At 70.0% G+C, this 13,368-nt stretch carries 12 protein-coding genes, 1 pseudogene and 1 riboswitch; of the genes and pseudogenes, 1 reads left to right on the plus strand and 12 read right to left on the minus strand.

What is annotated here, in order from left to right; translation table 11 throughout:
* Nucleotides 1-147: 147 nt before the first annotated feature.
* From ACF1B9_RS25720 to rpsB, 7 genes are all read right to left on the minus strand, one after another.
* Nucleotides 148-1,260: a thiamine ABC transporter substrate binding subunit gene (locus tag ACF1B9_RS25720; RefSeq protein WP_391742887.1), complete on the minus strand. Its 1,113-nt coding sequence runs from the start codon at nucleotides 1,258-1,260 to the stop codon at nucleotides 148-150.
* 73 nt (nucleotides 1,261-1,333) lie between these two features.
* Nucleotides 1,334-1,450: riboswitch (TPP riboswitch) on the minus strand.
* A 41-nt stretch (nucleotides 1,451-1,491) separates the two neighbouring features.
* Nucleotides 1,492-2,598, minus strand: coding sequence for a 23S rRNA (adenine(2503)-C(2))-methyltransferase RlmN (gene rlmN, locus ACF1B9_RS25725; RefSeq protein WP_391742885.1), 1,107 nt, complete (start codon nucleotides 2,596-2,598; stop codon nucleotides 1,492-1,494).
* 101 nt (nucleotides 2,599-2,699) lie between these two features.
* Nucleotides 2,700-3,785: a phosphatidate cytidylyltransferase gene (locus ACF1B9_RS25730; protein WP_391742884.1), complete on the minus strand. Its 1,086-nt coding sequence runs from the start codon at nucleotides 3,783-3,785 to the stop codon at nucleotides 2,700-2,702.
* On the minus strand, nucleotides 3,785-4,342 hold the full coding sequence (gene frr / locus ACF1B9_RS25735) for a ribosome recycling factor (RefSeq protein WP_391742882.1): 558 nt from the start codon (nucleotides 4,340-4,342) through the stop codon (nucleotides 3,785-3,787). Before frr ends, ACF1B9_RS25730 begins: the two co-directional genes overlap by 1 nt.
* Nucleotides 4,343-4,520: 178 nt before the next feature.
* Nucleotides 4,521-5,297, minus strand: a complete 777-nt coding sequence (gene pyrH / locus ACF1B9_RS25740) for a UMP kinase (RefSeq protein ID WP_351083131.1) — start codon at nucleotides 5,295-5,297, stop codon at nucleotides 4,521-4,523.
* Nucleotides 5,298-5,456: 159 nt separating this feature from the next.
* Entirely contained in the window at nucleotides 5,457-6,293 is an 837-nt protein-coding gene (gene tsf / locus ACF1B9_RS25745) for a translation elongation factor Ts (protein ID WP_351083129.1), read from the minus strand.
* Between the two features lie 99 nt (nucleotides 6,294-6,392).
* The gene (rpsB, locus tag ACF1B9_RS25750) at nucleotides 6,393-7,295 is read right to left on the minus strand and encodes a 30S ribosomal protein S2 (protein WP_391742881.1); all 903 of its coding nucleotides are present in this window, start codon (nucleotides 7,293-7,295) and stop codon (nucleotides 6,393-6,395) included.
* Nucleotides 7,296-7,572: 277 nt separating this feature from the next.
* Here rpsB and ACF1B9_RS25755 point away from each other — a divergent pair.
* A pseudogene (locus ACF1B9_RS25755) lies at nucleotides 7,573-8,223 on the plus strand (murein hydrolase activator EnvC family protein); the annotation flags it as partial.
* Between the two features lie 83 nt (nucleotides 8,224-8,306).
* Here ACF1B9_RS25755 and ACF1B9_RS25760 read toward each other — a convergent pair.
* The 5 genes from ACF1B9_RS25760 to ACF1B9_RS25780 form a co-directional block, all read right to left on the minus strand.
* Nucleotides 8,307-8,873, minus strand: a complete 567-nt coding sequence (locus ACF1B9_RS25760; RefSeq protein WP_391742953.1) for a TetR/AcrR family transcriptional regulator — start codon at nucleotides 8,871-8,873, stop codon at nucleotides 8,307-8,309.
* 117 nt (nucleotides 8,874-8,990) lie between these two features.
* Nucleotides 8,991-9,827, minus strand: a complete 837-nt coding sequence (gene whiG / locus ACF1B9_RS25765; RefSeq protein ID WP_351083127.1) for an RNA polymerase sigma factor WhiG — start codon at nucleotides 9,825-9,827, stop codon at nucleotides 8,991-8,993.
* Nucleotides 9,828-10,069: 242 nt separating this feature from the next.
* Nucleotides 10,070-11,179: a DNA-processing protein DprA gene (dprA, locus tag ACF1B9_RS25770; protein ID WP_391742952.1), complete on the minus strand. Its 1,110-nt coding sequence runs from the start codon at nucleotides 11,177-11,179 to the stop codon at nucleotides 10,070-10,072.
* Nucleotides 11,180-11,328: 149 nt separating this feature from the next.
* Nucleotides 11,329-12,954, minus strand: a complete 1,626-nt coding sequence (locus ACF1B9_RS25775; RefSeq protein WP_391742880.1) for a YifB family Mg chelatase-like AAA ATPase — start codon at nucleotides 12,952-12,954, stop codon at nucleotides 11,329-11,331.
* Nucleotides 12,954-13,313, minus strand: a complete 360-nt coding sequence (locus ACF1B9_RS25780) for a YraN family protein (protein WP_365691389.1) — start codon at nucleotides 13,311-13,313, stop codon at nucleotides 12,954-12,956. The genes ACF1B9_RS25775 and ACF1B9_RS25780 overlap by 1 nt, the downstream gene beginning before the upstream one ends.
* Between the last annotated feature and the right edge of the window lie 55 nt (nucleotides 13,314-13,368).

Here is a 13,368-nt window from a genome sequence, read left to right on the forward strand (position 1 = left end):
GCCGCACCGCGCTCCCGCGCCACGCCTTCGCGCGCACCGGGTCCACGCGCCCGAAGCGGCCGCGCGGCTGCTCGCCACGCGTCCGCTGCTCGTCCTCCTCGGGCGCGCCCTTCCCGCCCGCGTCCGATCCGCGTACGGGAGTCTTCGCTACTTCACTACGAGCGAGGACCACGACTGGACCCACTGCTCACGGTTCTTGGAGATCCGATCAGGGGCGACAGTCGTCGGCCTGTCGACCGTCGCGCCGAACTTCGTGAAGAGCTCAGGCAGTTTCGCACCCTCGGTGACCGGGTTCACGAACATGTTGAGCGGCATGTCCTCCTGGAACCGCTTGCTGATCAGGAAGTCCAGCAGGGCCTTGCCGCCCGCCTCGTTCTTCGCACCGTTCAGCAGACCGGCGAACTCGATCTGACGGAAGCAGGTCCCGGTGGCGACGCCTGTGGGGGCCTCGGCCGGCTGCGGCTTCGCGTAGAGCACCTCGACGGGCGGGCTGGAGGCGTACGAGACGACCAGCGGCCGGTCGGCCTTGGCCTTCCGGCCGCCCGCGGAGCCGGAGAACTCCTCGTTGTAGGCCTGCTCCCAGCCGTCGACGACCTTGACGCCGTTGCTCTTCAGCTTCTTCCAGTAGTCCTGGTAGCCCTTGTCGCCGTAAGTGGCGACGGTGCCGAGGAGGAAGCCGAGGCCGGGCGAGGAGGTCGCGGCGTTCTCGGTGACGAGGAGGTTCTTGTAGGCAGGCTTCGCCAGGTCGTCGAAGGACCGCGGCGGTGCCAGCTTCTTGTCGGCGAAGTACTTCTTGTCGTAGTTGACGCAGATGTCGCCGGTGTCGATCGGGGTGACCCGGTGCTCGGCGCCGTCCAGCCGCGTGTCGGCCGCCACCCGGTCGATGCCCTTCGCCTCGTACGGCGTGAAGAGCCCGCTGTCCAGGGCACGCGAGAGCAGGGTGTTGTCGACGCCGAAGAACACATCGCCGCGCGGGGAACCCTTGGTCAGGATCTCCTGGTTGAGCGCGACACCGGCGTCGCCGCTCTTCAGCACCTTGACGGTGTAGCCGGTCTCCTTGGTGAACTCCTTCAGCACGTCCGGGGAGGCATTGAAGGAGTCATGGCTGACGAGCGTCACGGTCTTCGAGCCGGAGCCCTTCGTGCCCCCGGAACCGGAGGCGGACTTGTCGGAACTCCCGCATCCGGCCAGCGCCGTGACGCCGAGCGCGGCAGCGGCAGCGGTCGCCGCGAGCTGCTTGGTTCTGCGTGTCGTGCTCATTGTGGATTCCTCCTGGGTTTTGGCCAGGAAGAGACGCGGCCCCGCCCGCGCAATGCGGGCAGGGCGCAACAGCATGAGTTGATGACCGAACTTCCTACCCGGAATGACCCGGGCGAGGTTCAGAGGGTCTGCGGACGACCTGTCCTCGGTGCCGCACTCTCAGCGCTGTGGCGCTCCCCTGTCGGAATATGAAGTTGATTTCAGGCCCAGGTTACACGGGCCGTCCAGGCCTCAGCGCTCGGCCGCCGCCAGCTGTCCACAGGCTCCGTCGATCTCCTGGCCGCGGGTGTCCCGCACCGTCACCGGCACCCCGTGGGCCGCGATCGCCTCGACGAAGGCCTTCTCGTCCTCGGGCCGCGAGGCGGTCCACTTGGAGCCCGGCGTCGGGTTCAGCGGGATCAGATTGACGTGCACCCGCTTGCCCTTGAGAAGCCGGCCGAGCAGATCACCGCGCCACGCCTGGTCGTTGATGTCCCGGATCAACGCATACTCGATGGAAACGCGGCGGCCGGACTTCTCCGCGTACTCCCACGCCGCGTCCAGCACCTCGCGCACCTTCCACCGCGTGTTCACGGGGACGAGCGTGTCGCGCAGTTCGTCGTCCGGCGCGTGCAGGGACACGGCGAGACGGCACTTGAAACCCTCGTCGGCGAAGCGCAGCATCGCAGGCACCAGACCCACGGTGGAGACGGTGATCCCGCGCTGCGAGAGCCCCAGGCCGTCCGGCTCCGGGTCGGTCAGCCGACGGATCGCGCCGACCACCCGGTTGTAGTTGGCGAGCGGCTCGCCCATGCCCATGAAGACGATGTTGGAGAGCCGTGCCGCGCCTCCGGGGACCTCCCCGTCGCGCAGGGCCCGCATGCCGTCCACGATCTGGTGAACGATCTCGGCGGTCGACAGATTGCGGTCGAGACCGGCCTGTCCCGTCGCGCAGAACGGGCAGTTCATCCCGCATCCCGCCTGGGACGAGATGCACATCGTCACCCGCTCCGGGTAGCGCATCAGGACGGACTCGACGAGCGTCCCGTCGTGCAGCTTCCACAGCGTCTTACGGGTGGTGTCGTCGTCACAGCTGATGTGGCGGACCACGGACATCAGGTCGGGGAACATCGCCTCGGCGAGCTTGTCCCGCGAACCGGCCGGGATGTTGGTCCACTCGGCCGGGTCGTGCGCGTACCGCGCGAAGTAGTGCTGCGAGAGCTGCTGGGCGCGGAACGGCTTCTCGCCGATCGCGGCGACCGCTTCCTTGCGCTCGGCGGGCGTGAGGTCGGCGAGGTGCCGCGGCGGCTTCTTGGCTCCGCGGGGCGCGACGAAAGTGAGTTCTCCGGGCTTAGGCATGGTCCATCCAGTGTCGCAGACGCGACGATGAGGGCCCGCCGCCCTGTGGACGACGGACCCTCACGTGTGAATGCCCAGGTCAGGACGGTGGATCTCGCAGATCAGCCGGAACCCACGAACAGCACCAGCAGCAGCCAGACCACCGGGGCGGTCGGCAGCAGCGAGTCCAGCCGGTCCATGATGCCGCCGTGCCCCGGCAGCAGCGTGCCCATGTCCTTGATGCCGAGGTCCCGCTTGATCATCGACTCGCCCAGGTCACCGAGGGTGGCGCTGACCGCGACCGCGAGCCCCAGCAGCAGTCCCTGCCACCAGGAACCGCCGTCGATCAGGAACTGCATGCACAGCGCCCCGGCGACCATCGCGAAGGCGATGGCCCCGAACAGCCCCTCGCGGGTCTTTCCGGGGCTGATGCGCGGCGCGAGCTTGTGCTTCCCGAAGCGCCAGCCGACGGCGTACGCGCCCGTGTCGCTGACCACGGTCAGCAGCAGGAAGGTGAGCACCCGCTGCGGCCCGTCGTCCGCGGTCAGGAGCATCGCGACGAAGGTCGCCAGGAACGGCACGTAGAACGCGGCGAACACACCGGCCGTGACGTCCTTGAGGTAGCCCTCCGGCGGCTCGGTCATCCGCCAGACGAGCACCGCGAGCGCGGTCAGCGCCATCGCCACCCAGGCACCCTCGGCGCCCCGGCCGTATCCGGCCACCACCATCGCCGCGCCACCGACCGCAAGCGGAACGAGCGGCGCCTTGATGCCCTTGCGCTCCTCCAGCCGTGAGGTGAGCTCCCAGAGCCCCACGACGACGGCGACGGCGATCACACCGACGAAGACGGCCTTCACGATGAACAGCGAGGCGACGATGATGGCACCGAGCCCCACACCGACGCCTATGGCGGCTCGCAGATCACGGCCCGCACGTTTCTTCTGCGGGGGCGGTGGCGCGGTGGGCATGGGCTCCTGCGGCTTCTCGTCACGGAACAGGGGGCCACCGCTCCGGCGTGCGGCCCCCTGGCCCCGGTCATCAGGGTCGTCAGCGTCTCTACCTGCGTCGGGGACGTCCGGCACGATGGGCATGGGCCGAGTCTGCTGGGCGTCATGCACATCGTATGCAGGACCCGCCGGGGCGGCCTGCATCTCGGGCGCACCCCAGCGGCCGGCTCCCTGTGGGGCGCCCCGGGAAGAGTCGTTCATCAGACTTCGAGCAGCTCGGCTTCCTTGTGCTTGAGCAGCTCGTCGACCTGTGCGACGTACTTCGCGGTGGTGTCGTCGAGCTCCTTCTCCGCGCGACGCACCTCGTCCTCGCCGGACTCCTTGTCCTTGACCAGCTTGTCGAGGGTCTCCTTGGCCTTGCGGCGCACGGCCCGGATGGAGATCTTCGAGTCCTCGGCCTTCGACTTCGCGACCTTGATGTAGTCGCGACGACGCTCCTCGGTAAGGTCCGGGAAGGTGACCCGGATGATATTGCCGTCGTTGCTCGGGTTGACGCCCAGGTCCGAGTCACGGATGGCCTGCTCGATGTTGCGCAGCGCGCTCTTGTCGAACGGCGTCACGACGGCCATGCGCGGCTCGGGCACCGAGAACGAGGCGAGCTGGTTGATCGGGGTCAGCGCGCCGTAGTAGTCGGCGACGATCTTGTTGAACATCGCCGGGTGCGCACGGCCGGTACGGATCGCGGCGAAGTCCTCCTTCGCGACGACGACGGCCTTCTCCATCTTCTCCTCGGCCTCAAGGAGGGTTTCTTCGATCACCACGTGCTCCTGCGTGTCTGAGTGGGCCCGGCTGCTCGGGCCCGGCGGGTCCTGCGTCGCGTCCTCACCTGCACGGTGTCCGACCGGCAGGCCGTTGTCCATCCTTCGGGACCTGTACCGGGGTGTTCCCGGCAGGCCCCGGACCCTCCCGTCGCTTCCCGAGAAGGTCCCCCGGTTCTCAGGTCCGGGTGCCCTGGTCACTCACGAGCGTGCCGATCTTCTCACCCTTGACCGCACGGGCGATATTGCCCGTCGCGGTCAGCTCGAAGACGAGGATCGGCAGCTGGTTGTCGCGGCAGAGCGTGATGGCGGTGGCGTCGGCGATCTTGAGATCGCGGGCGAGCACCTCGCTGTACTCGAGCGCGTCGAACTTCACCGCGTCGGGGTTGGTCTTCGGGTCGGAGTCGTAGACCCCGTCCACCCCGTTCTTGCCCATCAGCAGCCCCTGGGCGTCGATCTCCAGGGCTCGCTGGGCGGCAGTGGTGTCGGTGGAGAAGTACGGCATCCCCATACCGGCGCCGAAGATGACGACGCGGCCCTTCTCCAGGTGGCGCACGGCGCGCAGCGGGATGTACGGCTCCGCGACCTGCCCCATGGTGATGGCGGTCTGGACGCGTGAGTCGATGCCTTCCTTCTCCAGGAAGTCCTGGAGAGCCAGGCAGTTCATGACCGTGCCGAGCATGCCCATGTAGTCGGACCGGGCCCGGTCCATGCCGCGCTGCTGGAGCTCGGCACCGCGGAAGAAGTTGCCGCCGCCGATGACGACCGCGATTTCCGCACCGTCGCGGACGACTGCCGCGATTTCCCGGGCGATGGCGTGCACGACGTCGGGGTCGACACCGAGACCCCCGCCGCCGGCGAACGCCTCTCCGGACAGCTTCAGCATGAAGCGTCCGGGCACCTTGCCGTCGTCGCGCTTGTGGTCACCTTTTGCGGCGTCCGCGCCCTTGTTCATGGAGATTCTCCTCGTACACATACGAAGAAGGCCATTGCCGATGGGTCTGGTGTTCCCCTGCGGCAATGGCCTCCTCGTCAGATCTGCGGTCGTACGGCATGTGTGCGGCCGACGACTGCACTAGACCCTATCGGGGTCCACCGTTGTTCGCGGACAGACTCAGATGCCGACCTTGATGCGCGAGAAGCGCTTCAGGGTGACACCGGCCTCGTCCAGAACCTTCTGGACAGACTTCTTGTTGTCCTTGGCGAACGCCTGCTCCAGGACGACGACCTCCTTGAAGAAGCCGTTGACGCGACCCTCGACGATCTTCGGAAGGGCGGCCTCGGGCTTGCCCTCCTCGCGAGAGGTGGCCTCGGCGACACGACGCTCGTTCTCGACCGTCTCGGCCGGGACCTCGTCGCGGTTGAGGTACTTCGGGGCGAAGGCGGCGATGTGCTGCGCGACGTCCTTGGCGACCTCGGCGTTCTCCTTGTCGAGCTCGACCAGAACACCGACCTGCGGCGGGAGGTCGGGCATCGTGCGGTGCATGTACGCAGCCACGTAACCACCGGTGAACTGCGCGAAGCGGTCCAGAACGATCTTCTCACCGAGGTTGGCGTTGGCCTCGTCGACGTACGCCTGGACGGTCTTGCCGGCCTCGATCTCGGAGGCGAGCAGCGCGGCCAGGTCGGCCGGCGAGGTCGCGGCGACGTGGGCGGCGAGCGTGTTGGCGACGGTCTGGAACTTCTCGCCCTTGGCGACGAAGTCCGTCTCGCACTTCAGCTCGAGCAGAACGCCGGAGGTCTTGTCCTCGGAGATGAGGGAGACGACGGCACCGTTCTCGGCAGAACGGCCCTCGCGCTTGGCGACGCCCTTCTGACCCTTGATACGGAGCTCCTCGACGGCCTTGTCGACGTTGCCGTCGGCCTCGTCGAGCGCCTTCTTGCAGTCCATCATGCCGGCGCCGGTCAGCTCGCGGAGCTTCTTGACGTCAGCGGCGGTGTAGTTCGCCATGAGTCTGTGTTTCTCTCTCGAAGTCTGAAAGATCTACGGGTGAACGGCGGGGGCGGTGCTTGTGGCACCGGCCCCCGCCGTCATCAGCCGTGACGGATGTCAGGCCTGCTCGGCGTCCGCAGCCGGGGCCTCGGCAACGGCCTCGGCAGCGGCCTCGGCCGGCTTCTCGGCGTCCGCGGCCTTCTCGGTCTCGGCGGAGGACTGCACCTCGGCGTCGGCCTTCTTGTCGCCCTCGAGCAGGTCGCGCTCCCACTCGGCGAGCGGCTCACCGGCGGCCTTCTCGCCCGGCTTCGAGTCACCGGTGGCGGCACCGGAACGGGCGATGAGGCCCTCGGCGACGGCGTCGGCGATCACGCGGGTGAGCAGGGTGACGGAGCGGATCGCGTCGTCGTTGCCCGGAATCTTGTAGTCGACCTCGTCGGGGTCACAGTTGGTGTCGAGGATCGCGACGACCGGGATGTGGAGCTTGCGCGCCTCACCGACGGCGATGTGCTCCTTCTTGGTGTCGACGATCCAGACGGCGCTCGGCACCTTCTGCATCTCGCGGATACCACCGAGGGTCTTCTCCAGCTTGGCCTTCTCGCGGGAGAGGACCAGGAGCTCCTTCTTGGTGAGGCCGGAGGCGGCCACGTCCTCGAAGTCGATGAGCTCGAGCTCCTTCAGACGCTGAAGGCGCTTGTAGACGGTGGAGAAGTTGGTGAGCATGCCACCGAGCCAACGCTGGTTGACGTACGGCATGCCGACGCGCGTCGCCTGCTCGGCGATGGCCTCCTGGGCCTGCTTCTTGGTACCGACGAACATGATGGAGCCGCCGTGGGCGACGGTCTCCTTGACGAACTCGTAGGCGCGGTCGATGTACGACAGCGACTGGAGCAGGTCGATGATGTAGATGCCGTTGCGCTCGGTGAAGATGAAGCGCTTCATCTTCGGGTTCCAGCGACGGGTCTGGTGACCGAAGTGGACGCCGCTTTCCAGCAGCTCCCGCATCGTGACGACGGCCATGGCCGTACTCCTTGAGGTGCTCGGTTGTCGCGACCGCAGGATTGCTGTCGCGCCTGACGCCCCGACGCGCCGTGCCACGAGGGACCGAGGAGCGCGGCCACCGTCCGCAGAGAGGGAGGTGGCGGGGCGTGCGAAGTCGACCCGGTGACCCGGATCGCCATAGGAAGTGTACGGGACGGGTCGGGTGCAGGGTGACGGCGCTGTCCACAACCGGTCGGTAGTCCACAGATCCGGTTCATGATCCCCGCGATTGCGTGCGGCGCGGGACGGTTCTGGCATGCGATGCACAACCGATCCGACCGTGCCCCGCCTCGGGCACGGACTGCGCCTTCGTGCAGCCGAGGCCGCCGCGCTCGTGGTGGTCGCCCTTCTCGCGGTGCTGTGCGGCACGCGGGTCGTGGCAGCCGAGGCGCCTCCACCGACGCCGGCTCCCTCACCCGTGCCCGTGCCCGCACCCGTACCGGTGCCGGTGCCCCGGCCGGACGGTGCGCGGTCGTGGCCGCTCGCCGGGCGACCCGCGGTCGTACGGGGGTGGGAGCCGCCCGCCGACACCTATGGGCGGGGCCACCGCGGGGTCGATCTCGCCGCGAGGCCGGGCACGCAGGTGCTCGCCGCGGCCTCGGGGCGGGTCTCTTTCGCAGGACGTGTGGCGGGGCGCGGAGTGGTCGCGGTCGAAGTCGCCGGGACCGGCGATCCGCCGCTGCGGACCACGTACGAGCCGGTACGCGCACTGGTCGCGAAGGACGAGCGGGTGACGGCGGGACAGGTCGTGGCGATCGTGGAGGCGGGCCCCTTCCACTGCACGTCGGGCTGTCTGCACTGGGGGCTGCGGCGCGGCGACACGTATCTGGATCCGCTCTCGTTGCTGCCGCCCGCGCTGCTGCGGCGGGGTCCGTCCCGGCTACTGCCGGTGTTCGGCGTACCGGAGACCCGGCCCTCCACCGACGGGGCCGGGAACGGACTCGCCGTCTCCGGCGCTCTGCCCGTCGTCGCCGCGGCAGGGCGCCGACGTCAGTCCCGCGCGCCTCGCACGCCTCGCAGGACCATGGCCACGGCGGTGTCCGCGATCACGGCCGGCCCCTCCGCCACGCCGAGTTCGATACGCCGGACCGCGGCGTCCACCGAGCCCTGCAGCAGCATCGCCGCCAGCCTCGGCTGTTCATGGCCGAGATCGCCGAGCGCCTCGACGATCATGGCGATCAACCCGCCGTGTGCGGCCCTGATCTTCTCGCGTGCGCCCGCGTCCAGTTCGCTCGCCGAGATCGCGACGACCGCTCGATGGCGGCGGTCCCCGACGAGGTCCAGCTGCCGGCGCACATAGGCCTCGATCTTGCCCTCGGGCGTGGTGGCCTGCTCCATCGCGTTCTCGACCTCGGCCGCCCAGACGGGGAAGTCGACGGCGCAGAGCTCTTCGACGACGGCCGCCCGGGAGCGGAAGTACTCGTAGACGGAGGACCGGGCGAGGCCCGTGCGTTCGGCAAGGGCGGGGAAGGTCAACGCCTCCGTACCGCCCTCGGACAGCAGGGAGCGGGCGGCGTCCAGGAGGGCGCCGCGCTGCATGGTCCGGTGCTCGGCCACCGAGGCCGCTCGAATCCTGGGCACGCGTCCACTCTACGGCGACCCGTGTTCGAGAGGAGGCGTACGGCTCCGATCGATGGCCGAAGCGGACCGCGCCCGCGTCGGGCGCCCGTGGTCTCAGCGCCCCGCGTCGGCCAGTTTCGCGCGCAGTTGCAGCACCGATTTGGTGTGGATCTGGCTCACGCGGCTCTCGGTGACCCCGAGGACATTGCCGATCTCGGCGAGAGTGAGGCCCTCGTAGTAGTAGAGCGTGACGACCGTCTTCTCGCGTTCCGGAAGCGTGTTGATCGCACGGGCGAGCAGCCGTCTGAGCTCACGGTCCTCGGCGACCTCCACCGGATCGTCGGCGGCGGTGTCCTCCAGCGTGTCCATCAGGCTCAGCCGGTCGCCGCCCTCGCCGCCGACGTGCAGCAGTTCCTCCAGCGCCACCACGTTCGCCAGCGACAACTGGCTGAAAACCGCGTGCAGTTCCTCCAACGCGATGCCCATCTCCGCAGCCACCTCCGGCTCGGAAGGGGTGCGCCGCAGCTGGGCCTCCAGCGTGGCGTAGGCACGCTCCACCGCCCGCGCCTTCTGGCGCACCGAGCGCGGGATCCAGTCCAGCGCACGGAGTTCGTCGATCATCGCGCCCCGGATACGGGTGATCGCGTACGTCTCGAACTTGATCGCGCGCTCGATGTCGAACTTCTCGATCGCGTCGATCAGTCCGAACACCCCCGAGGAGACGAAGTCCGCCTGCTCGACGTTGGAGGGCAGGCCCACGCTCACCCGGCCCGCGACGTACTTCACCAACGGCGAGTAGTGCAGGATCAACTGCTCCCGCAGCCGCTCGTCGCCGGTGGACTTGTATGAACGCCACAACTCGTCGAGCGAGGAGGGGGCGGCGGGACGCACAGTGCCACGCGCAGCCGGTGGTACTGCCGCGCGGTCAGACCCGGAGGTGTGCTGGGGCATGTGGTGCCTTGAGCCGTTCTGCCGTGAAGTGCTGGAGGACTTGTGTGTGAGTCGGATTCCTTGTGAGCGTAGCGTGACTGAGGCGTCGCGGTCCGCGCAGGACGGCGGATCGGCGCTGTGCGATCCCGGCCGGTCGGACACGACTGGGGTCCGGGACCGCCGCCTCGCGCGTCGGCCCCGGAGGCGTCACCGAAGGATCCGCCGAGGTCATCGGCATCACCTTTTCACCCGAATGCTCCAGGTCAAGTACCGCCTCGCCGCGCGTCGCCATTGCATGTCGGTCGCGGCGTCAACCGCCATCCGTCGCCATCGCGTTCGACGAACCCCAGTGAGTGCAGTTCGTACAGCCTGCCGAGCGCTTCGTCGGCGCCGGTTCCCGCGGCGCGGGCCACGTCCCGCCCGCTGGCGGCGCCGCGGGACGGCAACGCGTCGAGGACCCTGGCGGAGACCGCGTCCAGCAGGTCCCTGGGGTGGACGGGGCCGTGTCTGGGCGGAGCCAACTCACCGATGTCCCCCACCAGCTCGGCGACTTCCGCGGCATCCGTCACCAGGACGCCCTCCCCCCGGAGGAGCTCATGGACCCCTGCCGACAGTCCGCTGGTGGCAGGGCCCGGCACCCCCATGGTGAACCGGCCGAGCTGCTGCGCGCAGCGCGCGGTGACCAGAGAACCGCTGCGGTACTGGGCCTCGACCACGACCGTCCCGCGCGTCAACGCGGCGATGACCCGGTTCCGAAGAACGAATCTGCTGCGGGTCGGATGATCGGATGGTGGCAATTCACCGATGACGAGCCCCTGTTCCGCCATCCGCCCGATCAGCTCGGCGTGTCCCCGCGGATAGGCGACGTCCACCCCGCAGGCGAGGACCGCCATCGTCGCCCCTCCGACCGCGAGCGCCCCACGATGGGCGGCCCCGTCCACCCCGAACGCCGCCCCCGACACGACGACCCACCCCAGCTCGGCGAGCCCGGAGCCGAGACTCGCCGCCATATGGGAGCCGTACGGTGTGCAGGCGCGGGCGCCGACCACGGCGACCGAGCGCAGCGCCCAGAGCCGCAGATCGCGCGGCCCCCGCACCCAGAGGCCGATCGGCCTGCTGTCCCCCAGGTCGTCGAGCTGACTGGGCCACTCCAGCTCGCCGGGACAGACGAACCGACCGCCGAGCGCGGCGACCGTCGCCAGGTCCCGTTCGGGATCGACGTTCTCGGCCCGCAACCGGTATCCGTCGAGACGTTTCGGCGTCATCCGGCTCAGTTGCTCCGCGGTCCCGTCCCTGGTGGTGATCCGCCGTATCAGTTCGACGGCGCCGCACTCGCGCAGCCAGCGTCCGCCCCGCTCGTCCCCCGGTTCCATGACGCGGGTCAGTGCGGCCCGTGCCACCCGTTCCCGATCGCTCACCGCCGCTCCCGGCCGGCTCGGGGACCCCGGCACCGTGCCGTGCTCCGAGCGCCGCCCGGGAAGGTCTCCCGGCTCCTGCTCCCGGCCGCTGTCGGCGCGGGGCGTCATGACACCCCGGCATTCGTCGCGGCGCCCCGTGGAATCCCGGTCCGCAGTTCCAGTGCCACCGCGATGTCGCAGGCTTCCGGACGGTCGGCGCCGCGCAGATCGGCGACCGTCCACGCGACCCTGAGCACCCGGTCCAGGCCGCGCGCGGTGAGCAGGCCCCGCTCCATGTCCCGCTCGGCCGCCATGAGCGCGCCCGGTGCCGCGGCCAGCCTGGTGCGCAGCTCATGGCCGGGCACCTCGCTGTTGGTCGTCCACGCGGTGCCGGCCAGCCGGTCCGCGGCCCGCGCCCTGGCCTCCCGGACCCGGGCCGCCACCGTGGCCGTCGACTCTCCCCTGCCGCCCTGCCCCATCAGGTCACGACGCCCGACCGGGTCGACGCCCACCCGGAGATCCACCCGGTCGAGCAACGGCCCGGAGAGCCTCGCCTGGTAACGCCTGACCGTCGAGGGCGGGCAATCGCAACCGGCGCCACTGAGGGTGTGTCGTCCGCACGGGCAGGGATTGGCGGCGAGGACCATCAGGAACCTGGCGGGCAGCCGCACCACCCCGGCGCTGCGGGCCACCACCACGTGCCCCGACTCCAGCGGCTGGCGCAGCGCGTCGAGCGCCCGCACGGAGAATTCCGGCGCCTCGTCCAGAAAGAGAATCCCCCGGTGCGCCAGGGAGACCGCACCGGGCCGCGGCAGCCCGTTGCCCCCGCCGACCAGGGACTGCATCGTCGCCGAGTGGTGCGGTGCGCAGTACGGCGCCCGGGTGATCAGCGGTTCCCCGGGCGGCAGAATGCCCGCCACCGAGTGCACCGCGGTGACCTCCAGCGACTCCTTCCTGGTCAGCGTCGGCAGGATCGCCGACAACCGCTCGGCCAGCATGGTCTTACCGGCGCCCGGCGGTCCGGAGAGCAGCAGGTGGTGACCGCCCGCCGCGGCGACCTCCAGTGCCTTGCGCGGCCGTTCCTGCCCCGCCACGTCCGCCAGGTCCGGCGGGCTGCCATCACCGGTTCCGGCCCCCCGGGCGAGCCCGGTGCCCATACCCGCGCCGGGCACCATCAGCCCGGCCAGCATGGCGTCGGGCCGCCCCTCGTCGCAGGACACCCGCTCGTCCGGCACCGGCTCGTCGCAGAGGACCGCGATCAGTTGCCGCAGGCTCCGCACCCCGAGCACCGAGACCCCGGGCACCAGCGCCGCCTCCTCCGCGGTCTGCTCGGCCACGACGACCTGGCGGTACCCGGCCTCCGCCGCGGCGAGCACGGCGGGCAGCACGCCGCGCACCGGCCGCACTCGGCCGTCGAGCCCGAGCTCACCGATCATCACCACATCGGCGATGGCCGCCGGATCGATCCGCTCGGCGGCACCCAGCACCGCACAGGCGACCGCGAGATCGAAACCGGAGCCGCTCTTCGGCACGGAGGCGGGCGACAGCCCCACCGTGAGCTTCTTCTGCGGCCACTCGGCCCCGGAGTTCACGACCGCGGCCCTGACCCGGTCCCGGCTCTCCACCAGACTCTTGTCCGGCAGCCCCACCAGGGTGAACGCGGCGACCCCCGCCTCCAGGTCCGCCTGGACCTCCACCACCACACCCTCGACGCCGACGAGCGCCACCGAACACGCCCGCGCGAACCCCATCAGGCCACCCCGCGCGCATGCTCGGCGACGGGCGCTCCTCGCCTGGGCAGCAGCACGCCGACCAGATCGATCCGCACCCCGCCGGGTGGCGGGCCGCCGTGCCCGTGGAGCCAGATCCCGGCCAGCCTGCGCAGCCGCTCCGCCTTGACCGGTGTGACGGCCGCCATCGGATGCTCGAAGGCACCCGCCCTCCGGGTCTTCACCTCGCAGACCACGAGTGTGTCGCCGTCCATCGCGACGATGTCGATCTCACCGGCGCGACAGCGCCAGTTCCGTTCCAGTACGGACAGGCCCGCGTCGGTCAGCAGCCGCGCCGCCAGATCCTCGCCGTACCGCCCGAGTGCCCCCCGTGCGTTCATATCGGCACCACCTCCGGGACCGACTCTGGCGTGTTCGGTCCCAGCCGGTGGATCT

Origin of the sequence: Streptomyces sp. NPDC014727 (assembly GCF_043083485.1) — a bacterium.
GTDB lineage: Bacteria > Actinomycetota > Actinomycetes > Streptomycetales > Streptomycetaceae > Streptomyces.